The following is a 26,129-nucleotide window of genomic DNA, read 5'->3' as shown; positions in this document are numbered from 1 at the left end:
GGATTACTCGTAACGGAGCCCGTCGACCGGAGAGAGCTTCGAGGCGGCGCGGGCCGGGTAGAGGGTGGCGATGGTGCAGATGAGCAGCGCCGCCGCCGCGACCATCGCATAGTCGGAGCCGTTCACGTTCACGGGCAGCCGGTCGATGTAATAGACGTCCGGATCGAGCCGGACGCCGAACCAGGACAGGCCCGTGCAGGCGGCGAGCGCGGTGCCGACACCGTAGACGGTGCCGATGGCGCCGATGATGACGCCCTCCAGCATGAACACGCGCATCACCGCGTTGTCCGAGGCGCCGAGCGCCTTCAGGACGGCGATCTCCTTGCCCTTCTCCGTCACCATGAGGAGCAGCGTGCAGACGATGCAGAAGCTCGCGACCGCGATGGCGATGGACAGGATGATGAACGTCGCGATCTTCTCCAGCTTGAGCGCGCTGAAGAGGTTCTTGTTCATCTCCATCCAGTCGCGGACGCGGAGCTTCGGGGGCGGCTTGCCGCCCTCCGGCGGCGCCTCGTCCAGCGCAGCGCTCGCGGCGATCGCCGCCTCGACGGCCGGCCGAACCTCCTGCACCCGCTCGGGATCCGGGACCCGGATGTCGATGTGGGTGATCTTGTCCTCGAGGCTGAAGAACTTCTGCGCCTCCTCCATCAAGACGTACGCGTGCGTGACGTCGTACTCGTACATGCCGCTATAGAAGATGGCCGCGACGCGGAACCTGCGGGAGCGCGGCATCACGCCGGTGGGGCCGAGCTCGCCCATGGGTGACAGGAGGGTCACCTCGTCCCCGACGAGCACGTGGAGCGACTTCGCGAGCTCCCGGCCGATGATGACGCCCGGGTACATGCGCGTCTGCTGCTTCAGGTAGTCGCGCACCGACGGGTCGACGTCCGGCGGCTGGCGGAAGTCCGGCCCCTTGAAGTACGGCTCCCCGCCCGGGCCCCGGCCGATGATCTCCTCGGGGGGCAGGCTCGTCAGCTTCTCGGGATCACGCAGGTAGTCGAAGCTGCCGACCTCGATGTTCTTGGCGAGGTCGATGACCTGTCCGATGGTGTCCGGATCGATGCCGCGGACGAGGGCGCCGGCGGTGTTCGAGGCGCTGGAGCCCATCGCCTCGCCGGCCACGACGGGCGTCGCGGCGGCCCCATAGGGCGCGAGCGCGACGCGCACCTGGGTGAGCTTGTCGTCCCAGTCGCCGAAGCCGCCGGGGCGGCTGACGTCGACGACCATGTGCGCGTTGTTGCCGAGGATCTTGCGCTTCAGGTCGGCGCCGAAGCCGCCCATGATGCTCGTCACCGAGCACAGGGCGCACGAGCTGACGCCGACCCCGGCCATCGACAGGACCGAGATGACCGTGAGGAAGCCGCTCTTCGAGGCGCGCACGTGGCGCGCGCCCACGTAGGGCACGAAGCTCCGGCGCTCGAGCGCGTCGAGGATGATCGGCAGGAGCGCCGACAGCACGAAGAACAGGAAGATGACGCTCGAGACGAGCGCGGTGAAGCGGATGATCTGATCGGCGGCGTTGACCGACGCGAGCCGCCCCGTGGGCATCCTGGACGTGAGCGACGCGGTGACCCCGAACGTCACGCCCACGAGCGCGCCCCACCACCAGATGAGCGCGCGATACAGCCCCTTGCGGACAGGGCGGCTCCCGGCGACAAGATAGCCCACGCCCACGCCGGACAGGAGGCCTCCGAGGATCCACTTGGAGGTCGGCTGGATGGGCAGGACCGCGCCCCAGAGGACAACGATCGCGAGCGCGGCGAGGAATGACATCGCGCCGAGCGTCCTGAGCCCCGCGCGGACCCTGAACCCCCTCCTGCCGGAGAGCCACCTGGCGCTCTCCGTATCCGTTCCGGCCCGGAACAGCCGGAGGACGCTCCCCAGGACCAGCGCGGCGACGAGCTTCGCGATCCCCTCGGAATTACTGGAGAAAAAGGCGCCGACGAGCGCGAGGCCCTTCGAGGGCCCGCTGGACGTGATGAGCGTGAGCGCGAGCAGGCTGGCGCCCGCGAGCGCGACAACGAGCCCGACGCGCGCGACGACGGGGCGCCGCGGCTCCAGCTCGCCCTTCTTGTCGAAGCGGGTGGTGCCGCGCCAGACGAGCAAGAGGACACCCAGCGCCACGGCCGCGAGGAGCGCGACCTGCAAGGGTCTGGAGAGCTCGATCACGCGTCGGTCTCGGGGCGGAGGAGGGGGAACAGGATGACGTCGCGGATCGACGTCGCGCCGGTGAGGAGCATCGCCAGGCGATCGATCCCCATGCCGAAGCCCGCCGTCGGCGGGAGGCCGTGCTCCAGGGCGCGGACGTAGTCGGCGTCGTAATCCATCGTCTCCTCCTCGCCCCGCGACTTCTTGGCGACCTGCGCGCGGAAGCGCGCGTCCTGGTCCTCCGGATCGTTGAGCTCGCTGAAGGCGTTGCAGAGCTCACGGCCCTCGATGAAGAGCTCGAAGCGATCGACAAGCGCAGGATCGCTGTCCTTCTTGCGCGCGAGCGGGGAGACCTCGAAGGGATAGTCGATGATGAAGACGGGGACGCTCTTGTCGCCCGCCTCGGTGCGGTAGTCCTTCGTGAGGAACGGCTCGACCACGTACTCGTAGGCGCAGAAGACGAGCTCCCCGGGCGACTCGCACTTCTTCGCGCCCGAGCGGAAGTTCGTCCAGTCGATCTCGCGCCCGCTCGCCTTCGCGGCCTTCGCCCACTCCTTGATCGGGGCGTCGTCCGCGGCGACGCGCTGCGGGACGTCGGCCGGGAGCCCCGCCTTCGCCAGGGCGCGGGCGATCCCCTCGGCCATGGGGACGCGCGCGAAGCGATCGAGCGAGAACGCGCGCCCGGCCGCCCAGGCGGCGTGCTCGGCCGGGAGACGCTCGGCGAGGCGGGCGTCGACGTGGCGGAGCATCGCCTCGGTCGCGTCCATCAGGGTCTCGTACGTCGCGTACGCCTGGTAGTACTCGAGCATCGTGAACTCGGGGTTGTGCCGCGTCGACAGCCCCTCGTTCCGGTAGCAGCGCGCGATCTCGTAGACGCGCTCGAAGCCGCCGACCACGAGCCGCTTCAGGAAGAGCTCCGGCGCGATGCGCATGAAGAGCTCGAGGTCGAGCGCGTTGTGGTGGGTCTTGAACGGCTTCGCGGCCGCGCCGCCGACGAGCGTGTGCATCGTCGGGGTCTCGACCTCGAGGAAGCCACGCGCGTCGAGGAACTCGCGCAGCGCGGCGACGATCGCGCTGCGGGCGCGGAAGACCCCCGCGACGTGCGGGTTGGCGACGAGGTCGACGTACCGCATGCGGTAGCGCGACTCGACGTCCTTGAAGCTCGTCTTGGTCGGCAGCGGACGGTAGGCCTTCGTGAGCAGCCGGAGGCGCCCTGCGCGGATCGAGAGCTCCCCCTTCTGCGTGGCCATCGCGACGCCGTGGGCCTCGACGAAGTCGCCGAGATCGATCTCCTCCAGCCGCTCGAAATCGGCGAGGCTCCCCTGCTCGCAGATGAGCTGGAGCTCGCCGGTCCGGTCGCGCAGCCGCACGAACGTGACGCCGCCGAACGAGCGCACGAAGAGGACCCGGCCCGCGACGCGGAACGGGAGCGGCTCGACGCGCGCCGGGTCGTAGCGATCCGCGGCGGGCCGGTCCGGCGCCGCGCCCTCCAGCCTGGGCTCGGCCGCGGCCCGCGCCCCGTCGAAGCGGGCGCGGACGGCCGCGAGCTCGACGAGCGGCTCGCCCGCCGTGACGTCGTTGGCGAACGGGTTCTCGCCGCGGGCGCGGAGGCGCGCCGCCTTCGCCTTGCGGGTGGCGATCAGCGTCTCCTCGGCGCGCGCGGCCTCGGCGGCGTCCTTCGCTAGCCGCTCGGTCTTCCTGTCGTTCGGTCTGTCTTTTTGCTGGCTCACAGAGCGTCGTCCTGCGCGACCGAGCCGCCCTTCTTGAGCGAGCCGCCGGCCGCGGCGAGCAGATAAGCCTCGATGAAGCCTTCGAGATCGCCGTCGAGGACGGCGTCCACGTCGGTGGCGTCGGTGGAGGTGCGGACGTCCTTGACGAGCCTGTAGGGCGCGAGGACGTAGTTCCTGATCTGGCTGCCGAAGTTGATGGCGCTCTTCCCGGCGTTGTAGGCCTGGACCTCGGCCTCCCGCTTCTGGAGCTCCATCTCGTACAGCTTCGCCTTGAGGACCTTCATCGCCATCGCGCGGTTCTGGTGCTGGCTGCGCTCGGCGCGGCACACGATGTTGAGGCCGGTCGGGAGGTGGCGCAGGCGAACGGCGGTCTCCACCTTGTTCACGTTCTGCCCGCCCTTGCCGCCGGCGCGCATCGTCGTGATCTCGATGTCCTTCTCGTTGACCTGGATGTTGATCTCGTCGTCGCTGTCCGGGGTGACCTCGACGGCGGCGAACGCGGTCTGGCGCGTGTGATCGGCGTTGAACGGGCTCATCCGCACCAGACGGTGGACGCCGGCCTCGGAGCGCAGGTAGCCGTAGGCGGCGTCGCCGGTCACCGTGAAGGTGACGGCGTCGATGCCGGCCTCGTCGCCGTCCTGGTAGTCGATGATCTCCGTCTTGTAGCCCCGGCGCTCGCAGAAGCGCAGGTACATGCGGAGGAGCATGGACGCCCAGTCCTTCGCGTCGGTGCCGCCGGCGCCCGGGTGGATGCTGACGATGGCGTTGCCGCGGTCGGCGGGGCCGGACAGCATGCGATCGAGCTCGACCTTGCGCAGGCGCGCCGCGATGGCGTCGGCCTGCGTGTCGGCGTCGGCGATGACGCTTTCGTCGCCCTCGGCCGCGCCGAGCTCCAGGTACTCCGCGAGATCCTCGATCTCGCGGCCGAGCTTCTGCGCCAGCTCGAGCTTCGACTCGACCTGGGTGCGCTTGCGGAGGACGGCTTGGGCCTTTTCCTGATCGTTCCAGAACCCGGGCGACAGCGTCGTCTGGGTCAGATCCTGGAGCATCCGTTCGAGCTTAGGGACGTCAAAGATGCCCCCTTAGCGCCTCAAAGCGCCGTTTAATGTCCAGGACTTTCTCGCGGGTCTCGGAGAGCATGGCCGGGGATCTATTCGATCTCGGCGGCGATCGCCAGGAGAGACCGCCCCGCGCGCGCGGACCGCGGCAGCCCGCGCCGGGGCGCGGTGGCGAGGCCGCGGGTTGACGCAGCGCACGCAGCGCACGCAGCACGCAGGCCGCGATGCACGCCGGCTCGAGCGGGGGTCGGACCGGGGACAGATCTCCCGGGCGACGCGGCGGATCGCGGGTCAGATAGGCTGGGCTCTCGACGCCTGGCGCTGCCCCTGAACCGCGTCCCGGAGGGTCCTCATGGAGACGGGGGGAGGAGGCGCCGAGCTGCTCAGCGCTCCGTCGAGGTAGCGACCCAGGAGCTCGGTCAAGGCGATGGCGGTGATCGCGTTGGAGAAGAGACCGGCGACCGGGACGAGGCCGAGCGTGAAGTTGGCGAAGAGCCGCACGGCAGCTCCGCCCCAGATGATCTTGCTCACCTGAAGCCACGGAGCCCCGAGGAGCGGCGCGCCCCGCGCCCGCGTCAGCGACACGGAAAAGTAGTAATGAATGGGAACCACGATCAGCTCATCTGCGCCGGGAATGGGCTGCGTGACGAAGCTCGTCACTGCAGTGATGGCAGAATACTTGTTGGTCATCCGGCGGATCTTCGGTTCCATCAGCTGTATATACGGCGCGGAGCCAGCCACCGGGAGGCCCGGACGAGCCCGCCGGCTCGCGGCGCGACGCGCGAAGTCGAGGACGAATCGCGCTCGACCAGAACGAAGCACGGGAGTCGGGGCGCCGCCTTCGAGAGAGAGCGGCGAAGTGAGATCCGCCGGAGCACGGTAGAACGATCTGCGGCTCGAACCCGAGCGAGCTCCGGAAACACCGTTTCGCGCTCTCCGCGTCCTGGCGACCTCTCCAGCGCCGCCGGCGCTACGGATCCAGCCCTTCCCTGCAAGCGACCCTGAGCTCGGCGAGCCCGGCGACGAGCGACTCCCGCTCGCTCCGCCACGCCGGAGACACGTCCTCGGCGTCACGGCGGCGGAGGTGCTCGCGCGCCTCGTCCCAGAGCGGGCGCGGAGGATCCAGCGGGGGCACGCGCCGGCGCACGGCGTCCGTCAGGCGGAGCACGCGCTCGATGCGGGACAGCGCCTCGCCGAGCGGCACCTCGCCGGCCTTGCAGCGCCGGAGCAGGCCGCACTCGTAGCTGCTGCACACGGAGAAGCGCGTCTCGTACACGGTGCACCGCCGGTCGAGGTGGCAGGGGCACGGCAGCCTGAAGGCGTCGTGGTACTGGTTGCACGCGAGCGGCAGGCGCAGCTTCTCGGCGAGCGGGAGCTCCTGCTCCTCGAGCGGCGCGACGTCGAAGAGCAGCCCCGTGCAGCACAGGCCGCACGCGGTGCACAGGTCCGAGCCGCTCGGCCGCGCCTCGGGGGTCTCGCTCACGGGGGGAGAGCTCACCCGCCTCGATTGGCACGCTCGCGACCGCGCGTCGAGCCGCGACGCGGGCGAGGCACGCCCAAGGCGCGATCAGGTCGCGTCGTCGAGGACGAGCTCGCGCAGGTGGTCGAGCCCGACGGACCCGGAGCCGATCACCTTGGCGTGAAACGCCTTCAGATCGAAGGCCTCGCCCTGCCGGCGCCGCAGCGCCTCGCGCAGCTCCAGGACGACCCGCTCGCCGACCTTGTAGGAGATCGCCTGCCCCGGCCAGCCGAGATAGCGCGTCGCCTCGCTGTGCGCGTGCTCCGGCGCGAGGAAGGCCCGGCGGTGAAGGTACTCGACCGCGGTCTCGTAGCGCCACGGCTCGCCGGCGTGGAGCGGGGCGTGCCGGGGGATCGGCAGCTCGAGGTGCATGCCGATGTCGAGGACGACGCGGTAGGCGCGCGTGAGCTTGCCCGAGAGCATCCCGAGCACGTAATCGGGGCGCTCGAAATAGCCGAGCTCGTACATCAGCTGCTCGGCATAGAGCGCCCACCCCTCGGCGTAACCGGAGTACGTCACAAGGAAGCGGTGGAGCCGGCTCAGCCGGTCGTCGAGGTGCACCTGAAGCGCGCACTGCAGGTGATGGCCGGGGAATCCCTCGTGGTACGCCGTGGTGATCTCCTCGTAGAGAGGGAACTCCTGCCTCGCGCCAGGGGCGTACCAGACGGTGCCGGGCCGCTTGAAGCCGTCGCTCGGGGGCACGTAGTACGCACCGAGCGCGCCGCCCGGCGGGGCCAGCTTCACCTCGATGTGACGGATGGGCGCGGGGATGTCGAAATGGACGCCGTCGAGCTCGGCGAGCGCCTTCCGCTGGCGATCGGCCATGATCCGGAGAAATTCGTCGGCGCTGTGCGCGCACCGGGCGGGATCGGTCTTGAGCAGCTCGATCACCTCGGGCAACGACGCGCCGGGGAGGATCTCGCCAGCGAGGCGCTCCATCCGGGCCTCGATGTCGTGCACCTCGGACCACCCCCAGGCGTAGGTCTCGATCGGATCGATGCTCGCGCCGAGGAAGCGGCGCGTCAGGCGCAGGTAGCGCTCCTCGCCCACCGCATCCGCGGCGCGCGCGCTCGGCAGGTACGTCTGCTCCAGGTAGCCGGCGAGCGTCCCGAAGGCGGCGCGCGCCCGCTCGGCCCCGGCGGCGAGGCGCGCGCGGCCGGCGTCCGTGGCGCAGCCGGAGGCCTCGTAGGCGGCGGGCAACGTGAGGAAGAACGACGCCTCGCCCACCTGATAGCGGGCCTGCTCGATGACGGCGCGCGCCTGGCGGCGCGCGACGACCTGGCCTGCCCGGCGCCCCTCCTCCAGCGACGCCCGGTAGCTGTCGCAGGCCTGCGGGAGGCCTTCGAGGCGCGACGCGATGGCCTCCCAGCCGGAGGCGCTGCGCACGTCCATGAGGTCGAAGACCATCCGGAGGTGCTGGAACGCCGACTCGATGTTGTTGAGGTCGCGCAGGTGCTCGCCGTGACGGAAATCGTCGAGCCGCTCGTCCAGGTGATCGGCCATCACACGGCGTGCGAGGCGACCCCACCGCGCCTCCGCCCCGCGCCCAGGCGGCGGCAGCGACCGGAGCCTCTCCTGGAAGGACGCGACCGTCGAAGCCCAGGACGCCGCGCCGCTCGGGCTCCAGTCGTTCCAGGCGCCGTCATCGCAGGGGATGCCCGCCAGGGTGGCATGGGCAGGACATTGTGCGGCGAAGGCGTCGACGAACTCGTTGCTGAGGGCAAAGATCGGATCGCGCGCGTCGTGGTCTTGGCTCACCGCGACAGCATAGGCGGCCACGCCGGGATTTTCTCCGTGCACGCGAGACGATCCGTCGGGTCTTCGTTACGCTTGCTGGAGGGAGGCCGCTCACGCGGCGGCCCCGGGGAGCGACATGAACCACCGCAGCCTGCCAGGCGAGCTCCATGACGACGATGGGCGCTCCAGCGCCGCTCCTCCCCCCCATCCCCGGCCCCAGCGACGGCCCCGCTGGCCGCGCCTCTCCGGGCTGCTCGCCGCGGCGGCGCTCGCGGCGCTCGGCTGCAGCGCCGGCTCAGGCGGCCAGCCGGCGAGCACGGCGTCGCAGCCCTCGGCGATGACCCCGGCCCAGATCGCGGCGCGCGCCACGCCGGCGGTCGTCACGATCCGCGGCGACGGCTCGCTGGGGGCGGGCTTCCTCGTCCGCGAGGACGGCTGGATCGCGACGAACTACCACGTCATCGCCGGGATCTCGGATCTCAAGGTGGTCCTCTGGGATCAGAGCGAGCACCCGGTGCTCGAGGTGCTCGCGTTCGACGAGGACCGGGATCTCGCGATCGTCCGGATCCACGCGCCGCGGAGGCTCCCGCTGCTGTCCCTGGGCGACAGCCGCGCGGTCCGCCCCGGTGACCCGGTCGTGGCGATCGGCCATCCGCTCGGCCTGGCGGACACCGTGTCGAACGGCCTCGTGAGCGCGGTCCGCGTGGTCGACCCCGCGCTGACGCTGCTGCAGATCTCCGCGCCGATCGCGCCGGGCTCCTCGGGCGGACCGCTGTTCAACGAGCGCGGCGAGGTGATCGGCGTCGCCGCCGCGGTCGCGACGCAGGGGCAGAACCTCAACTTCGGCGTGCCCGCCGACTACCTGAAGAAGCTGCTCGTGCACCCCGACCCCGTCCCGCTCTCGACGTTCGCGGCCGAGACGGCCGACGACGAGCAAGCGCTGCCGGCGGTCAAGCGCGCGGTGCCCCACCACCGGCTCGCGGTCCTCCGCGGCTGCACCGAGGGCGACCTCCTCGTGCTGGCGCGGACGATGGACGGCGCGATCCAGGTCGGCTCGCCCCTCTACAACCAGGGGGATTTCGCGTCCTGCTATCACATCTACGAGGGCGCCTCGTTCGACATGGAGCGCCGGCTCGGCCCCGCGTGCAGGGGCCCGAAGCAGGCGCTCGCCGAGGGCCGCCGCAAGGCCGCCAGGCTCGACGACAACGCCGCCCAGGCCTGGGCAATGCGCGACGCGTTCGACGGTCTGCTGGATGTGATCCTGCGCAAGGTGAACGGCGACGCGGGCTGAGCGGCGACGCGTCGCGATCGCTCCGGGGGCCGGGCGCGGCGCGCCGCGGCCCCGGAGCGCGGCCAGGCGGCGCGGCTAGTCGAGGTGGGCCCCCGCCGGACGGCCCCCCTCGTGCGCGATCGCGGCGCGCGCCGCGGCGCCGTGAGGCCCCGCCGCGACGCCCGCGTCCCCCGCCGGAGCGACGCCGCCCTCCCCCGCCCCGCGCGGCGCGCCCTGGTCGTCGCTGCCCCGCATGAAGGGCAGGACCCGCTTCAACCACGACGACATGTCGTCGAACAGCGAGTAGGCGACCGGGGTCGCGAGCAGCGTCAGGAGGAGCGCCAGCGTCTGCCCGCCGATGATCACGAACCCGGTCGCGCGGTTCGTGCCCGAGCCCGCGCCGCTCGAGGCCACGAGCGGGATCATGCCGGCCACGAACGCGAGCGTGGTCATCAGGATGGGCCGGAGCCTGTCGCGGTTCGCCTCCAGGATGGCCTGCGCGCGCGGCAAGCCGTGCTCGCGCAGCTTGATCGTGTGATCGATCTGGAGGATCGAGTTCTTCTTCACGACGCCGAACAGCACGACGATGCCGAGCAGCGAGAAGATGTTGAGCGACTGCCGGAAGATGATGACCGCAATGAACGCGAACGGCACCGTCAGCGGCAGCGACAGGAGGATCGTGATCGGGTGCAGCCACGACTCGAACTGCGCGGCGAGCACGAGGTACATGAAGACCAGCGACAGGAGCAGGGCGACCAGGAAGCTCTTCATCATCTTGACGAGCTCCTTCGACGCGCCGACGGGCCCGGCGGAGTAGCCGGACGCCAGGTTCAGCTGCGACGCGGCCTTGTCGAGCTCCTGGACGACCGTCTGCTGCGAATAGCCCGCCTCGAGGTTGGCGGTCAGCATGACCTGCCGCTGGCGGTTGTAGCGCTCGATGCGCGACGGCCCTGTCCCCTCGGCGAACGTCACCACGTTGTCGAGCGTGACCGCGCCGAGCTTCGTCGACGGCACCGTGATCTTCGCGAGGCCCTCCTTGTCGGAGCGGAAGCTCGGCAGCGCGCGCGCGCGCACCTCGTACTGCTCCCCGCCCTCGTTGTAGGTCGACACCTTGTACCCGCCGACCAGGAGGCGCAGGGTGGTGGCCACGTCGCCGACCTGGACGCCCAGATCGGCGGCCTTCTTCCGGTCGATGAGCACGCGGATCTCCGGCTTGCCGACGAGCAGCGACGTGTCCGGATCGACGACGCCCGGCATCGCCTTGAGCTTCTGGAGCAGCGTGTCGGAGTACTGGCCGATCCGCTGGAGGTCGGGGCCCTGCACCTGGTACGCGATCTGAGTGCTCTGGCCGCCGGAGAAGGCGGGCACGGGGCCGATGTTCGCCCGGAGCTTCTCCGCATCGAACCTCGGCTGGAGCTCGCGCCGGGCGCGATCGATGAGGTCCTGCTGCGACAGTTCGCGATCGTCCGCGGTCTTGAGCTTCACGTAGATGTTGGCGAGGTTCGGCGTCTTCTGCGGATCGTCGCCGATCGTCGTCAGCGTGTAGAGCACGCCCGGGAGCTTCTCGAGGTCCGAGGCGAGCCGCGCGGCGATGACGCGCGTCCCGTCGAGGCTCACGCCCTCGGGCGCGCGCATGCTGACCTGGAACTGCGACTCGTCCTCGATCGGGAGGAAGTTGAACTTCGCGAGGCCGCCCAGCACCGGGATCGAGAGCAGCGCGAGGACCGAGGCGAGCACGATCACCCAGCGGTGCGCCATCGACCAGCGGAGGAGCGCCATGTAGCCGCGCTCGATCGGCCCGTAGAAGCGCGACTCCTTGGAGCTGCCGGCGTCGTGCTTCTCCGGCTTCCTCAGCCACCGCGCCGACAGCATCGGCGTCAGCGTGAAGCTCACGATCAGCGAGACAATGATCGAGAACGCCATGGTGAGGCCGAACGAGTTCAGGAAGCGGCCGACGATGCCGCTCATGAACGCGACGGGGACGAACACCGCGACCAGCGAGAGCGTCGTCGCGAGCACCGCGGGGCCGATCTCCCGCGTGCCCTGGAGCGCCGCCTCCCACGGGCTCGCGCCCTTCTCCTCGATCCAGCGGTAGCAGTTCTCGAGGACGACGATCGCGTCGTCGATCACGATGCCGACCGCCAGCGTCAGCGCGAGGAGCGTGATCCCGTTGAGCGTGAAGCCCGCCACCTTCATCAGGGCGAACGTGGAGATGATGCTCGTCGGGATGGCGATCGCGGAGATGAGCGTGCTGCGGACGTTCGCGAGGAAGAGCGCGACGATGATCGCGGCGAGCACCGCGCCGAGCACCAGGTGCTCCTTGACGGCGTTGACCGAGTTCTTGATGAACTCCGACTGGTCGCGCGCGATGACGATCTGGTAGCCCGGGGGCAGGCGCTTCTCGACCTCGCTGATCCGCGCCTTCAGCCCGTCGATGACCTCGACGGTGTTCGTCCCGCTTTGCTTGCGGATGCTGAGGAGCACGGCGGGATCGAGGCCGCGGAAGCCGGCGGACTCCGGCTCCGCCATGCCGTCCTGGACCTCGGCGACGTCGCCGAGCCGGACGGAGTAGCCGTCGCGGTCCACGAGCACGATGTCCGCCATCTGCTCGACCGACTGCACGCGGCCGCGCGTCCGCAGGGTGAGCGCCCTGCCGCCCTGCTCGATCCGGCCGGCGGGGATCTCGACGTTCTGGCTCGCCAGCGCCTGGGTCACCACGCCGCCGGTCAGCGCGTACTTCTCGAGCTTCTCCGGATCGATCCAGATGTTGATCTGGCGGCTCCGGCCGCCGATGAGCAGCACCTGGCCGACGCCGGCGAGCGACTCCAGCTCGCGCCGCAGCGTCTTGTCGGCGAACTCGGTCACCTCGCGGACGCTCGCCTTCGGCGACGAGACGGCGAGCGTGAGGATCGGGGCGGCGTCCGGATCCAGCTTGCCCACGATCGGCGGGTCGATGCCCTCCGGGAGCTCCGCGAGGATGCCCTCGACCTTGTCGCGGACCTCCTGCGCGGCCACGTCGACGTCCTTCTCGAGCTGGAAGGAGATCATGACCTGGCTCAGCCCCTCGACCGACGCGGAGCGCAGCTCGTCGATGCCGCTGATGGTGTTGACCGCCGACTCGATCTTGTCCGAGAGCTCCGTCTCCACCTCCTCGGGCGCCGCGCCGGGGAGGACCGTCGTCACGACGATGAACGGGAACTCGACCTTGGGGAACCGATCCACGCCGAGGCCGAAGTAGGAGAACGCCCCGAGCACGGTCAGGAGCAGGACGATCACCGAGGCGAACACCGGCCTACGGATGCAGATTGCCGCGAGCCATTGCATGGTCGCTACCTTTCCTAAGTAATGAGATGCGCGTGCGCTCGGCTCACTGCGCCGCCGCGACCTCGATGCCGTCCGCCAGCTCGCTCACCTTGTCGATCGCGACCTCATCCCCCTCGGCGAGCGGACCGATGATCTCGACGAGGCCGTCGATCTTGCGGCCGGTCTTGACCAGCCGCTCCGTCACGCGATCGCCGGTCCTCACGAACACGCGCGCGCTCGTCCCGGAGGTGCCGACCGCCGGCTCGGGCACGAGGAGCGCCGTTCTTGACTCGCCGGTCAGCGCCAGCTGCCCCTGCGCGAAGAGGCCGGGCCGGAGCTTCCCCTCGCTGTTGTCGAACTCGGCCTCGACGGGCAGCGTGCGCGAGGAGGCCCTGAGGCTCGCGCCGATCCGCTTCACGACGCCCGGGAACGTGCGGTCGGGGAAGGCGGCGACCGAGACCCTGACGGGCTTGCCGATCTCGATGGCCGCGATGTCCCCCTCGGGCACGTCGATCTGGAGCCGCAGCGGGTTGTCGCGGACCACGACCGCCACCACGCGGCCCGGGCTCGCGAACTCGCCGACGCTGATCCGCTTCTCGGCGACGGCGCCGTCGAACGGCGCCCGCACCGTCGTGTCGGACACCGACTTCGAGGCGAGCCCCGCCTGCGCCTGCGCCGACGTGAGCGAAGCGACGGTCGCGCGGATGCCGTTGACCGCGGCCTCGTACTGCGCGGCCGCGTTCTGGGCCTGCGTGCGCGCCGAGTCCCAGGTCGACTGGGCGACGGCGCCCTGATCGAAGAGCTGCTTCACGCGATCCGCCTCGGACTTCGCGAGCTCCATGCTCTGCTTCGCGGCCCGGACCTCCGGCACCTGGTCGGGATCGATCCCCTTCGGCGACGCGCCCTCCTGCAGCGCGAGCTTGGCCCGGGCCTGCGCCACGGCGGCGGAGGCCGCCTGCGACTGGAGCGCGGCGTTGCGCGAGTCGAGCACGACGAGCGGATCGCCCTTCTTGACCCGGGAGCCCACGTCGACCGCGACGCTCACGACCGAGCCGGCGACCTGGGTGGCCACCTCGCTGCGCTCGTCGGCGACGAGGGTGCCGCTGACGTCGAGCGTCTGCGCGAGCGGGCGCGCGGTCACCTTCCCGAAGCGCACGGCAGGCTTCTCGCGAGGCGCGGCGGTGTCGCGCGCCGCCGACGGCTGCGCGTCCGCGTCCGCGCGGCGGCAAGCGGCCAGCGTGGGCAGCGCGAGCGCCGCGAGCAGCGCCGCGATGACGGCGGCGCGGGAGTGGATCGAGGCGGCGCTACGAGCGCCGAAGGCCCTTCGAGCGATACGGTGCTCGGGTCCGCAAGGAGGATGTGTCATGGGGAGTTCGCCCGGTTCTTTGCCAGCGCCTGCCGGTGCGGTCCAGGAGCAAAGCTGGCGGTCACCACAGTAGGGTGCTGACCGGCCGGTCATCAAGGGGGTGCTCCGGGCAATGTCTCCGTCCCTCTCGCACTTTATGCCGCCATGGCCGAGGAAAACGTGCTTCACGCCGTGGTCAAGGCGGCGCCGGCCGACGCTCGGCAATGAAACGACCCGGTGAATCGCCGGTCATCATCCAGAAAGACGGCGCCGAGCGCCGAGCCGCCGCGTGGATGCGCCCTCCGTGGCGCCGCGATTCCGCGACCTCGACCTCAGCGACCTGCGCGAGCGCAATGGTGCTGCGCAACGGGGCGAGCGGCCAGCTGCCACGACAAATTCCGTCACAGAATATTTCAGTACAAGTAGATTCGCTGTTTCCGCGAGCTGTTCAGTCCCTCGCCGCCGGAGATGTCAGGAGACGGGGCGACAGGGTGGGAACGCGACTCATGGCCACGGGTCGAAGGCGTCCTGGAGCGCAGGGCCCGTGAGCTCGGCGAGGAAAGGGTCGAGCCTGCAGAGCGCGTCGAGCCAGGCGACGTCGGCGGGAGCGGCCGTGGGTTGCTGGGCCAGGCTCGCGAGCCGGCGGGCACGGGCCGCGTGGGCGCGGGCGCGCGCCTCCGCATAGGGAACCATCTCGCCGGCGGACATCATGAACGCCCAGTCGCTCGACTGGAGGAGGAGGAGCTCGCGGATCGCCTGGTCCAGCGCGCGGCCGGGTAGTCCGCTTGCGCCGCGGCAGCGCGAGAGCGCCCCGAGCACCGCGCGCTCGGCGTGATGGGCGTGCCGCCACAGGGGCGCGGCGCTCGGGCCCGTCCAGAACGCGCCGAACCCGCCTTCGCCCCACGTCGAGGCGGCGGGCGCGACGACCTCCACGGGCGGGTGGCGCTCGAGGTACGCGCCGAGCGCGATCGGGACGGCGCGGTCCGAGGCCGCGAGGCGGCGCAGGGCGTGGTCGAGGAACTCGGGCCCTTCGAGCCACCAGTGGCCGAAGAGCTCGGCGTCGTACGGGGCCACGAGGATGGGCGGGGCCGGCGCGCCGCGGCTCGACGCGAGCGCGGCCTCGCGGCGGGCCACGAACTCCGCGGCGTGGGCGCGCGCCTGCGCGGACGCGCGGGCCGGGTCGTAGGGCGCCTTGTCGGGGCCAGGCCCTGTCACGCGATGGAGCTTGAGGCCGGTCATGAGCCGGGTGCCGCCGGGACCGATCTCGCCGTCGAGCTCGCGCTCGGGGAGGTCGAGCCCGACGTCGCGGTAGAACTCGCGGTAGGCCGGGTGGCCCGGGTAGCCGGCGTCGCGCGACCAGACCTCACGCGCGCTGTCGCGATCGCGCGCGAAGCACGCGACGCCGGCCGGCGAAAGCACGGGGACCGAGGCGCCGGCGGACGGAGGCGGCGCGGCGAGCGTGAGGGCGTGCGCGTCGAGCACGGTGAAGCGGACGCCGGCCGCCGCGAGATCGGCGTCGATGCCGGGCGCGTAAGCGCACTCGGGCAGCCAGAAGCCGCGCGGCTCGGGCGCGCCGGCGAGGGCCGCGAAGGCGCGGCGGCCGAGCCGGAGCTGCGCCCGGATGGACGCCGGCGTGGGGAGCAGGCCGGGCAGGTAGGCGTGCGTCGCGGCGGTGGTGAGGAGCTCGACGCGGCCCGCCCCGGCGTGGCGCAAGAGGGCGCCCGGGAGATCGCCGTCCAGCGCCTCCCAGGCGCTCGCCGCGTCAGCGAGCCGCGCGCGGTAGAGCGCGGCGGCCGCCGCGAAGCCGCTCCCGGCGAAGCGGGCCTCGACCCGGGCGGCGAGCGCGGCGAGTCGGCGGAGGTGATCCTCGAACCGGCGAAGGAGGAGCTCGTCGCGCAGCATCGCGAGGAGCGACGGCGAGACGGAGAGGGTCAGCGGGGCGACGACGCGATCGGCAGCGAGGCGATCGAGGACGCCGAGCAAGGGGAGGTAACACTCCCAGAGCGCCTCGAAGAACCAGCGCTCCTCCAGCGAGCGGGCGTGCTCGGGGTGGCGCACGTACGGCAGGTGGGCGTGGAGGACGAGGGCGACGTAGCCCGGCATGAGCGCTGGGCGGCGGGAGACCGCCGGCAGGTCCGGCCTCGCACGGGCGCGCCGGCGTGGGAAGCGCGGGGCGAACGCGCCTCAGCCTTGCTTGAGCTCCACCCCGAGATCCTCTCCCAGGCGCGCGGCTTCGCGCGCGTCTCCGGGCCACGCGAGGCGCCGCTCCGCCCGCCGCAGCCGGGAGCCGTCGGGCTCGGCGAGGAACGCCCGCAGCCAGAGCGCGTCGCCGTCACGCATCGCGTAGGCGGCCACGGGCGTCCGGCAGCTGCCTTCCACGGCCGCCATCACGGCTCGCTCCGCCGTGACACAGACGGTGGTCTCGCGATCCGCGAGCGCCGCCAGGACGTCGCGCACGTCGGCGTCCTCCGCGCGGCACTCGATGCCGAGCGCCCCCTGGCCGATCGCCGGCAGCGACACCTCGGGCGACAGGACCTCGGTGGCGCGGCCCTCGATGCCGAGCCGCTTCAGGCCGGCGAGCGCCAGCACCACGGCGTCGAACGACCCGTCGAACACCTTGCGGAGGCGGGTGTCGACGTTGCCGCGGACCGGCTCGATCACGAGATCCGGGCGCGCCTCGCGCAGCGCGACCGCCCGGCGGAGGCTCGAGGTGCCGACCCGGGCGCCCGCCGGCAGCTCCGCGAGCGGAGCGCCGCTCCGGGTGACGAGCACGTCGCGAGGGTCCTCCCGCGCGGGGATGCAGGCGAGGCAGAGCGCCGGGGCGATCTCGGCGGGGACGTCCTTGATCGAGTGGACCGCGAAATCGGCGCGCCGGTCGAGCAGCGCCTCCTCGAGCTCCTTGATGAACAACCCCTTGCCGCCGATGTCCTGGAGCGAGCGATCCTGCGTCTTGTCGCCCGAGGTCACCACCTCGAGCTCGCGGAGGGTGAGATCGGGCACCGCCGCCTCGAGGGAACGAGCGAAGGCGCGGGACTGGGCGAGGGCGAGCGCCGAGCGGCGCGTGGCGAGGGTGAGCTCCATGGGGTCACGCTCCCTTTAACCCAGCTGCGCGCACGGCCGCGGCTGGATTCGCCACGGCCATGACGCCGGCCTCGGCGGGCTGGGGGCGCGCGCCGGGCTGCCGGGCGTAGAGGCCGTTGTCCTCCGCGGCCTGAGGGCACGGCTCGGCCTGCCGGGGCGATGCGCCGTTGCGAGCGCCGGAGGCGGGCGGCGCTGCCCCGCGGGCAGACCGCGGCGTGGGAGGGCCGTCCGCGGCGCCGCGCAGCTCCCCCTCGGCGAGCGCCGCGGCGCCGCTCTCGGCCGGCGCGCCGTCGATGTCGAAGAGCTCGCGGAGCGAGTCGACGTGCTCCGCTACACGGGGATCGCTGGCCATCGCGCGGAGGCGGGTGGTGGGCACGTGGAGCAGCTTGTTCGTGGCGGCGTCGACCATCAGCGCGAGGGCCTGGCGCTCGGCCGGGCCGAGGTGACGGAGCTTGCCGGCGAGGCTGCGCTCGACCTCGGCCACGAGGATGGAGCGGGTGCGGGCCCGCAAGCCCACGATCGCGGGCGTCAGGGCGCGCTCGAGCGTCCACGTCTCGAAGGCGTGCGCCTCGTCCGCGACGATCGCCTCGGCCCGCGTCGCCTCGGCGGCGCGCCCCTCGACGGACTGCGCCACGATCTGCGAGAGGTCGTCGACGTCGTAGAGATAGACGCTGTCGAGCTTGTTGACGGCAGGGTCGATGTCGCGCGGGACCGCGATGTCGATGAGGAACAGGCTCCTGCCCCTCCTGGCCTTGCGGGCCCGGCGGACGAGGTCGGGCGAGACCACGTAGCTCGGGCTCGAGGTCGACGAGATCACGATGTCGGCGTCGATGACGGAGCGCTCGAGCTCCGCCCAGGGGCGGGGCTCGCCGCCGACCTCGCGCGCGAGCGCGGCCGCGCGATCCAGGCTCCGGTTGACCACGACGAGGCGGGCGCCGGCGCGGACGAGGAGCTTCGAGGCGGCCTCGGCCATCTCGCCGGCACCGATGAGCAGCGCCGTGTGGCCGGCGAGCTCCGCGAAGATCTGGCGGGCGAGGTCGATCGCGACGCTGGAGACCGAGACCTGGCCCGCGCCGATCGCCGTCTCGGTGCGCACGCGCTTGCCGACCTTGATCGCCCGGTGGGCCGCGCGGCCGAGCTTGACGCCGAGGGTCCTCGCCCCGCGGGCGATCTCGATGGCCTCCTTCATCTGCCCGAGGATCTGCGGCTCGCCGACGACCATCGAGTCGAGCGAGGCGGCGACGCGGAAGAGGTGGAGGACGGCGTCGCTGCCGACGCGGCCGGCGAGGTGGCCGCGGACGCCATCGCCGCCGATGCCGACGAGCACCGCCACGGCGGCGCGGAGCGCCTCGTTCTCGAGCGGGAGCTCGTCGTCGGGCGGAGGCGAGGCGCTGCCGGGGCGGGGCAGCGCGGGCGCTTGCTGCCGCGGTGAGGCGTAGACCTCGACGCGATTGCAGGTGGAGAGCACGAGCGCCTCCCCGATGGCGGGGTGCGCGGTGAGGCGCGCGAGCACCTCGGGGAGCTGGTCCCGCCCGATCGCGAGCCGCTCGCGCACCTCGATGGGCGCGCTCTTGTGGGAGAGCCCGACGAAGATCACCGGCGCTAGCCTCCGAGCCCCGGGGCGGGGCGGACGAGATAGATGACGAGCACCGCCGCGGCGCAGGCGAGCCCCGCGATGGTGCCGTACGCCGCGCGGCGACCGCGCCAGCCCGCGGCGGCGCGCAGGAGCAGCACGAGCGCGACGAGGAGCCACGTGGCGTAGCCGAAGATGGCGCGCATCACCTCGTCGGTGTTGCCCAGCTCGAGCTGGTGCGCCCAGTACGTCCCCGTGACGATGCCGAGCGTCAGCAAGGGGAAGCCGGCGCTCAGGAAGCGGTGGACGGCGCGATCGAGGGTGTCGAGCGGCGGGAGGCTGCCCATGCGCTCGACGTGCCGCTTCCGCTTGAGCCGCTTCTCCTGGACGAGGTAGAGCGCGGCGGAGGCGCCGGCGAGGAGGAAGAGGGCGATCCCGAGCAGGTTCGCCATGACGTGGGCCGCGATGAACAGCGGGCTGAGCTTCGGCTCGGGGTGCGGCTTTCCAAGGAAGAAGGTGCCGAGCAGGAAGGCGAGCCCGAGCGGCCCGATGAGGAGGCCGAGCGCGTCGATGCGGAAGCGGCGGCGGGCGATGAGATAAACGGCGATCGCGAGGAGCGACGCGACCGAAAGCATGAAGTGAACCGAGTGGACCGGGCAGACGCGCGCGACGAAGCTGGCGATCGTGACGTAGGTCGCGTGTCCGAGGGCGCCCAGGCCGAGCAGCAGGGGCGCGTGCCGCGAAACGGAGACGACGACGGCAGAGCTCGGCCGCGCGGTGGGGTCGTGGACGTGCACCCGACCGCCAAGGAGGCCCGCGAGGTCGCCCGCGGAGGGGAGCCGCGTGCGGCTCCGGGCGACGTCGAAGAAGAACAGGGCGCTGGCGGCACCGTAGAACAGCAGCGCGAGCGCAAAGCTGATCCCGGAGATGACCTCGGGCATGGCCCCCGTTATAGCGTGCCTCACCGGGGATGGCCCGCCGGCCTCGAAGGCGGAGGCGTACTCTCGTCGGAGCCGACCCGATGGCGCGGAAGAGCCGGTTCATGCGCGGACGGGAGCCCCCGACCGCCGGCGCGCCGCTGCGTCAGGGGCGCCGGTGCGCCCCGATCAGGGACACCGATGCGCCCCCGACCGAGGCGCCGACGCGACGTGAAGCGGTGTCGCTACATCTCGCTCGTCAGGAACGCGGCGAGGAGCTCTTCGTCGCTCGTCAGGCTGCTGTTCGTCGCGATCGACGCCGTCGCGGCCTTGCGGTGCTCGGCGAACGTGCCCACCGGCGCGCCGATGAACCCCGGGATCACGTCGTACGCGTTGTCGCCGATGATCATGGACCCCTCGAGGATCTCCGCGCCGAGCTCCCGCAGGAACGCGCGCGTCTTGACCCTGCCGAGGACCTCGTGGATGTCCGCCGAGCCCGTCACCTCGCGGAGGACGCGGATCGCCTCGATGATCTTGTAGCGGCGGCCCTCGGTCTTGATCAGAAGCTCGTCGTTGTTCAGATCGACGCGGTCGCTCGCGATCCAGTCGTCGAGCGCGGCCTGCGGAAAGAACACGCGGTTCTTCATCGCGCGCAGTCTACTCAAAAACAGGCCCGAGCGGTTGGACCGCGACGCCGTCGGCAAGGGATGGCCCCGGGCCAGGCACGCGTCAGGCCGGAGGGGGCACCCTGGGCGGAGGCACCGAGTCCCGCGGCAGGCCGCGGAGGCGCGCCGGCAGGTGCCAGAGCGACTCGAAGATCCCGAGCAGCACGTAGAAGCCAAGCAGCCACACGAGCACGAACGCAGGCTGCAGCTGCGTCGAGATCACCGCGCTCGACCCGACCGCGAACGCGACGAAGAGCACCGTCCGGACGTTGAGCCGGAGATCCTTGAACGAGCGGAACCGGATCGTCGAGACCATCAGCAGCGACAGGATCGTCGTTGTCACGAGGATCGCCGAGGCGTAGCGCTCGCCGCCGATCTCGCCGGCGGCCGCGTGGTTCGCCACCACGATCGAGACAAGGATCCCCGCCGCGCCCGGGATCGGCAGGCCGACGATGTACTTCGAGGGCTTCGCGGGCTTGCCCGCCTCGCCCATGGAAAGGACGTTGAAGCGCGCCAGCCGGACCGCGCCGCACGCCGTGAAGATGAACGCGACGAGCAGCCCCGCGAGATCGAAGCGGTGCAGCGTCCACTGGTACACGAGCATCGACGGCGCCACGCCGAACGAAACGATATCGGCCAGCGAGTCGATCTGCAGGCCGAAGGCGCTCTGGGTCTTCGTCATCCGCGCGACACGCCCGTCGAGGGTGTCGAAGAACATCGCGAAGACGATCAGCAGGGCGGCGCGGTAAAAGTCATCCTCCGACTGCGCGGTCGCAGAGCGCCGGATCGAGTCGAAGCCGCAGAATATCGATGAGAGCGTGATCAGGTTCGGAAGCAGAAACAGCGTCTTCCTGAGCTCGAACCGCCGTCGCTTCCGGATCATGCCGCCTCCCTTTCAGGCAGGCCAGGCTATCGCCGCAGAGACCACCAACGCAAGCGCCGAAGCGCAGACGCGGGGCCCTGGAAGGTTACCGCAAGCCAGGATCCGGGATCGTTTCATCGCACCATCTGCTTCGTTTCATTCATCCTTTTTTGGGCCGTCGCTCAGCGCTCAGCCATCGGGGCGCGCCGTGGCCGGCTCGCTCCATACCGCCTCCGGGACCTTCGCACCCGGATCGAAGCGGCAGGCCATCGGGCGGAGCTCGACGGCCGTGCCGCCCGCGCCGCTCGCGCCCGACGAGCTCGCTGCAGCCCGGAACAGCCACGACTGCGCAAGATCGCCGGGGAGAATCGCGGACAGGGGAGCCCGCCCGATCGCCCGCGCGTCCCAGCCGGCGACGCACGGCGCGGCCGGCGTGCCGTGGAGCACCGTGGAGGCGGTCAGGAGCACCATCACCTCGGGCGCGCCGGAGGGGCCGGCGGCGTCGGTGACGACGACGGGGTGGCGCGTGCCCGGGAACAGGGCCTCGCTGCCGAGGAAAAGCGGCGCCTCGTGGCGCGCGGTCGCCGCGCGATCGGCGGCAGTGCACGGGCGCGGCGCGTCGCCGAGATCGAACGGCGTCGGCAACGGCTGCGCAGGACCGAGCGTTCCGTCTCCACGGAAGGGCTGGAAGACGGCCCAGGCGATCGCATGCCCTGGATCGGCGACAAGCGTCGTGACGCCGATCGACTTGCCAGCGTAGGTCCAGTCGGTGTGCACGACCCGATCGCGGCCCGCGGGAGGCGCGACGGTCACGGCGTCGATCGTCCACGCGGCGCCTGGGCCCGGTGAGGTGGACGCGCCGGCAGAGGGCGCCGGGGCCGGGCGGTGAGCGAGCAGCATCCCCGTCACCGGGCCGCTCGACGCCTGCCGGACCATCCCCACGCCGACGGGCCGGCCGTCCGCGAAGACGGCGTCGGCACGCACGTCGAGGCTGCCGTGGAGGCCCGACGCGGGCCAGGACGGGAAGTCGAAGCGCTGGAGCTTGCCGGACGGCTCGTAGAAGAACGTGAGCGCCGAGTGCGCGCTGCCGGAGTGCGGGCGGACGAAGAGCCCGCCCAGCGAGACCGACAGGAGCGCGGGATCGAAGAAATCCTCGGGAGGCGGCGCGCGGCGCGGGGCCGCGCCTTGAGGGCCGGGCTGAGGGCGCGCGCCCGCCGGCGGCTGGCGCGCGGCGTCCGGAGCGACCTTCACGTCGCCGAGCTCGAACGGGCCGGCGTCGGGGATCACGCCGCGGCCCGAGGTGCCGTCCATCCAGTTCTCCCAGGCGACCTCGACGTTGCGCATCGGCGCGCCGGGCTTCGCCGCGCCGCCGGGGATCCGCACGCGCGCCGCGGCGTAGCCCTCCATCTGCAGGGTGAGGTTGGTCGCCACCCGCGCTCTCCCGGCCCCCGCCGGCACCGCGGGGAACAGCGGTCGCGTGATGACGCGCGCCTCGCCGGCGCCGGACTCGGGGAGCACCGCGGAGACGACGTCGATGGCGCCGCTCGGGGCGCGCGTGAGCAACGACCAGACCGACCGGCCGCGCAGGAGCTCGTCGGCGTCGGGCAGGCCGAGGCCGCTCGAGTCGACGTGGTCGATGCGCGTCCACTTCGAGGACGGCAGCGTCTCGCAGACGATGGGCGCGCGCACGGCAGGCTGGGCGCGCGGCGCAGGCTCAGGCGCGCGCGGCGGCGCGCCCTCGGCCTGGCCGCCCCAGCCGACGCGGGTCGCGACGTCGCCGAAGAGGCAGCCGCTCGCGCCGCACGCGATCGGGGCCTGGGAGAGCTCGCGCGAGAGCGCCGGGATCTCCGGGAGCTCCGCCCAGGTCACGCCGCCGTCGAGCGACTCCCAGAGCGCCGCGACGTCCTCGCCGCCAGCGCGCGACGACCGCGCCGCCAGCGCGACAACGCGCCGCCCGAAGCCGGCGAGCGCCGCGGCGTCCGTCGGCGTGGTCGCCACCGTGAGCACCCGGCCGTCGTCGTCGGCGGTCAGGTACGTGAGCGAGCCGCGCTCCGAGAGCAGCAGGCCGACGGTGCCGTCGTCCGCGGGGCGCAGCGCGCTCTCCTCGACGATCTCGAGCCCCTCGGGCGACGCGCCGTCGCCCGGCCCGCCCTCGGCGTCCTCCTCCTCGTCCTCGGCGCCGTCTCCCCGGGGCGCCGGCGACGCCGCGGCGGTCGTGTCGAGCGAGCGCGGCGCGAAGGTCTCGCCGCCGTCGTGCGAGACGAACAGCGCGAGGCGCTCGTCCTTGCCGCGGTACCCAAGGAAGTAGGCGGAGCGCCCGTCCGCCGAGAACGCGGGCAGCACGGCGGAGGCGCCGAGCGTGGGGGCCGCCGCGAGGGCCACCGCGTCGCGCTCGTCGCTCTCGCCCTCGCGGGTCAGGAGCAGCGGCGCGGTCGGCTTGCAGCTGTCCGCGCCGTCGCTCGGCTTGCAGACGCCGGTCAGGAGCGCCGCGCCCTCGGGCGCCACCGCGACGCCGACCTGGTCGATGTCGGGCGTCTCCAGCGTGGCGGCCGGCGACCACGCGCCGCCGCCGTCCTCGCTGCGGAGCACCCGCGCCACGATGCGGTCGCCGTCCGGCTCGGAGCACACCGCGACGATGCGCCGGCCGCTCGCGCCGAGCTTGATGCTCCCGCACTCGCCCGTGCCCGGCAGGGGCGCTTCCTTGAGCGGGCCGTCGATGGGGCCGCTCGCGAGGCGCCACGGCGCGCCGGCGTCGTCCGGGCGCACCGCCTCGACGTAACGGTCGCCGGTGATCGCCGCCCGCCCGAACCCCATCGAGGCGGCGGACGGGGCGCGCGGGGCCGCGATGGCGAGCTCGACGTCGGCGCGCGGGAGCGTCGCCGCGCTGCGCGAGAACGCCGGCGCACGCCGCGGGTCCCAGGTCGCCGACGCGAGGAGCCCCTCGGCGAGGAGCTCGCCGCCGAGGACGCCGACCCGCGCGAGGCCCATCGTCGGGAGCGGCGCGCGCGCCCAGGTGACCCCGCCGTCCTCGCTCGCGAACAGCGCCTCGGGCAGCGCGAGCGCGAGCGCGCGGCCGCCCTCGGCCATGGCGACGTCGAAGGCGCGCGGCAGAGACCCGGTCTGCGCCGCGGCGCCGTCGAGCAGGACCGGCTGCCACCCGAGCTCCTCGCGCCACCGGAGCACGCCGCCGCGCCGGGTCACCCCGATCAGCGAGCCGCCGGCGCCCGCGAGCTGCGCGAGCGGCACCGGCGGGGACAGCGCCCGCGTGAACTGGCCGAGCGGCGAGGAGGCCTCGTAGATGGCCCCGCTCGCGCCGACGAACCCCCAGGAGGCCGGCGAGCGCCGCACGATCGCGGTGAGCTCCTCGGGCGCGGGCGAGGCGCTGGTCCTGCCCTGCCCAGCGCAGCGGCCGGGCTGCGCGCCGGCGCCCGGCGGCGGCGCGGGCGCGCGGGGATCGGGCGTCACCGTCCAGCGCTGGCCGCCCTGGGCCACGACGACGCAGCCGGCCCCGGCGAACGGCGCCCACGCGACCGCGGACTCGGGCGGCGCCGGGTGATAGCTCCAGCGCGCCGGCGAGGCGTAGGCCGCGCCCGCGATGTCCGCCGAGGGGAGCGCGGCCGCGGCGGGGCGGGCCGGCTGCGCGGGGGCGCTGGAGCAGCCCGCGAGCGCGCACGCCGACGCCAGGGCGATCGGCGCGCGAGTCCGCGACGGCGGCGCGGTCATTCGACCCAGCGAGCCACGAACAGGTTGGTCTCGCCGGGCTTCGCGCCGTACCGGTTCGAGGCGAAGACGACGTGCTCGCCGGTCGGCGAGAACATCGGGAAGCTGTCGAAGCCATCGTAGAACGTCACGCGCTCGACGGGCGGCACGCCGTCCGGCCCCGGAGGCGCCTCGGAGTCGACGAGGTAGAGGTCGAAGTTCGGGATGCCCCGGGCGCCCTGCGGGGTGCTGAAATCCGAGGCGAAGAGCAGCCGCCGCGAGTCCGGCAGGAAGTAGGGCGCGAAGTTGGCGCGGCCGTTCCGCGTCACCGCGCGCGGGTTCTGCCCGTCGGCGCTCGCGACGAAGATCTCGAGCGCGCTGGGGCGCACGAGCCCCTTGGCGAGCAGCGCGCGGTAGTCGTCGAGCGCCGCGCCGGTCGGGCGGCTCGCCCGCCAGACAAGCTGGGTCGAATCGGGCGAGAAGAAGGCGCCGCCGTCGTAGCCGGGCGTGCTCGTGATGCGCTGGACGTCGGAGCCGTCGAGCTTCGCAGTGTAGAGCTCGATGTCCCCGTCGCGCGTGCTCGTGAACACGAGGCGCGAGCCGTCGAACGCGACGGTCGCCTCGGCGTCGTAGCCCTTGCCCTGGATGAGGGGGCGGAGATCCGAGCCGTCGGCGTTCGCGGCGTAGATGTCGAACTCGTCGAGCGGCCACACGTACCCCTGCGAGTGGTCGGGCTTCGGCGGGCACGCCTCGCCGGCGGCGTGCGTGGAGGCGAAGAGGACGCGCGGCTGCGCCGGGGCCGGGGGCGCCGGGAAGAGGAAATAGCCGCAGGTCGTCTTGCCCTGGCCGTTCGACACCCGGCGGATCTCGCCGCTCTCCAGGTCGATGACGTACTGCTGATCGCACTTGTTGCCGTCGCGGGTCGACTGGAAAATGAGCTTCCTGCTGTCGGGCGACCAGTAGGCCTCGGCGTTCTCGCCGCCGAAGGTGAGCTGCCGGAGGTCGGCGAGGTGCTTCTCGCGCGGGTCGGCGGCGACGCTCTTGCCGGCGCGGATGCGGAACGGGAGCCACTCGGGCTTCGCCGTGGTCGTCGCCTCGGGGATCTGACCGAGGGGCTCCTTGGGCCGGGGTTCCGGGGAGGCGCAGGCGGCGACGAGCACACAGGCGAGCAGGGCGGGCGGCCTTCGGTTCATGGCGGCGCGACTCTAGTACGAAAGCGGGG

17 protein-coding genes are annotated in these 26,129 nt (G+C 72.4%); 1 reads left to right on the top strand and 16 read right to left on the bottom strand.

Annotated elements, in window-relative coordinates; genetic code table 11:
* Positions 1-3: 3 nt before the first annotated feature.
* From WME75_RS08515 to WME75_RS08490, 6 genes are all read right to left on the bottom strand, one after another.
* Positions 4-2,169 (bottom strand): FtsX-like permease family protein, encoded by a 2,166-nt coding sequence (locus tag WME75_RS08515; RefSeq protein WP_437488305.1) that lies wholly within the window; start codon positions 2,167-2,169, stop codon positions 4-6.
* Entirely contained in the window at positions 2,166-3,878 is a 1,713-nt protein-coding gene (gene lysS / locus WME75_RS08510; RefSeq protein WP_437488302.1) for a lysine--tRNA ligase, read from the bottom strand. Before lysS ends, WME75_RS08515 begins: the two co-directional genes overlap by 4 nt.
* Positions 3,875-5,018 (bottom strand): peptide chain release factor 2 gene (prfB, locus tag WME75_RS08505; protein WP_437488299.1). Its coding sequence is split into 2 segments (ribosomal slippage): positions 3,875-4,948 and positions 4,950-5,018, totalling 1,143 coding nucleotides; the frame shifts between segments, so codons are not numbered across the junction. Before prfB ends, lysS begins: the two co-directional genes overlap by 4 nt.
* Before the next feature lie 209 nt (positions 5,019-5,227).
* The gene (locus WME75_RS08500; RefSeq protein ID WP_437488297.1) at positions 5,228-5,647 is read right to left on the bottom strand and encodes a hypothetical protein; all 420 of its coding nucleotides are present in this window, start codon (positions 5,645-5,647) and stop codon (positions 5,228-5,230) included.
* Between the two features lie 259 nt (positions 5,648-5,906).
* Positions 5,907-6,419: a hypothetical protein gene (locus WME75_RS08495; protein ID WP_437488295.1), complete on the bottom strand. Its 513-nt coding sequence runs from the start codon at positions 6,417-6,419 to the stop codon at positions 5,907-5,909.
* An 84-nt stretch (positions 6,420-6,503) separates the two neighbouring features.
* Positions 6,504-8,213, bottom strand: a complete 1,710-nt coding sequence (locus WME75_RS08490; RefSeq protein WP_437488292.1) for a DUF885 domain-containing protein — start codon at positions 8,211-8,213, stop codon at positions 6,504-6,506.
* Positions 8,214-8,328: 115 nt separating this feature from the next.
* On the opposite strand from WME75_RS08490, the gene WME75_RS08485 reads away from it, so the two are divergent.
* Positions 8,329-9,483, top strand: a complete 1,155-nt coding sequence (locus WME75_RS08485) for a S1C family serine protease (protein ID WP_437488290.1) — start codon at positions 8,329-8,331, stop codon at positions 9,481-9,483.
* 75 nt (positions 9,484-9,558) lie between these two features.
* On the opposite strand, the gene WME75_RS08480 is transcribed toward WME75_RS08485, so the two are convergent.
* From WME75_RS08480 to WME75_RS08435, 10 genes are all read right to left on the bottom strand, one after another.
* Positions 9,559-12,786 (bottom strand): efflux RND transporter permease subunit, encoded by a 3,228-nt coding sequence (locus WME75_RS08480; protein ID WP_437488287.1) that lies wholly within the window; start codon positions 12,784-12,786, stop codon positions 9,559-9,561.
* Between the two features lie 43 nt (positions 12,787-12,829).
* A complete protein-coding gene (locus WME75_RS08475; protein ID WP_437488284.1) occupies positions 12,830-14,131 on the bottom strand; it encodes an efflux RND transporter periplasmic adaptor subunit in 1,302 nt (433 codons plus the stop codon).
* 483 nt (positions 14,132-14,614) lie between these two features.
* On the bottom strand, positions 14,615-16,213 hold the full coding sequence (locus WME75_RS08470) for a glycoside hydrolase family 57 protein (protein WP_437488281.1): 1,599 nt from the start codon (positions 16,211-16,213) through the stop codon (positions 14,615-14,617).
* An 81-nt stretch (positions 16,214-16,294) separates the two neighbouring features.
* On the bottom strand, positions 16,295-17,191 hold the full coding sequence (hemC, locus tag WME75_RS08465; RefSeq protein WP_437488278.1) for a hydroxymethylbilane synthase: 897 nt from the start codon (positions 17,189-17,191) through the stop codon (positions 16,295-16,297).
* A 4-nt stretch (positions 17,192-17,195) separates the two neighbouring features.
* Positions 17,196-18,788: a glutamyl-tRNA reductase gene (hemA, locus tag WME75_RS08460; protein ID WP_437488275.1), complete on the bottom strand. Its 1,593-nt coding sequence runs from the start codon at positions 18,786-18,788 to the stop codon at positions 17,196-17,198.
* Positions 18,789-18,793: 5 nt separating this feature from the next.
* The gene (locus WME75_RS08455) at positions 18,794-19,705 is read right to left on the bottom strand and encodes a cytochrome C assembly family protein (RefSeq protein WP_437488272.1); all 912 of its coding nucleotides are present in this window, start codon (positions 19,703-19,705) and stop codon (positions 18,794-18,796) included.
* 221 nt (positions 19,706-19,926) lie between these two features.
* Positions 19,927-20,328, bottom strand: coding sequence for a hypothetical protein (locus tag WME75_RS08450; RefSeq protein WP_437488269.1), 402 nt, complete (start codon positions 20,326-20,328; stop codon positions 19,927-19,929).
* Between the two features lie 82 nt (positions 20,329-20,410).
* Positions 20,411-21,229, bottom strand: coding sequence for a CDP-diacylglycerol--serine O-phosphatidyltransferase (pssA, locus tag WME75_RS08445; protein WP_437488266.1), 819 nt, complete (start codon positions 21,227-21,229; stop codon positions 20,411-20,413).
* 168 nt (positions 21,230-21,397) lie between these two features.
* The gene (locus tag WME75_RS08440; protein ID WP_437488263.1) at positions 21,398-24,931 is read right to left on the bottom strand and encodes a hypothetical protein; all 3,534 of its coding nucleotides are present in this window, start codon (positions 24,929-24,931) and stop codon (positions 21,398-21,400) included.
* A complete protein-coding gene (locus WME75_RS08435) occupies positions 24,928-26,100 on the bottom strand; it encodes a hypothetical protein (RefSeq protein ID WP_437488261.1) in 1,173 nt (390 codons plus the stop codon). Before WME75_RS08435 ends, WME75_RS08440 begins: the two co-directional genes overlap by 4 nt.
* Positions 26,101-26,129: the final 29 nt, after the last annotated feature.

The organism is Sorangium sp. So ce1014, from assembly GCF_051521505.1.
In the GTDB taxonomy this organism is placed as follows: Bacteria; Myxococcota_A; Polyangia; order Polyangiales; family Polyangiaceae; genus Sorangium.
This window is presented reverse-complemented; position numbering and strand designations above follow the sequence as displayed.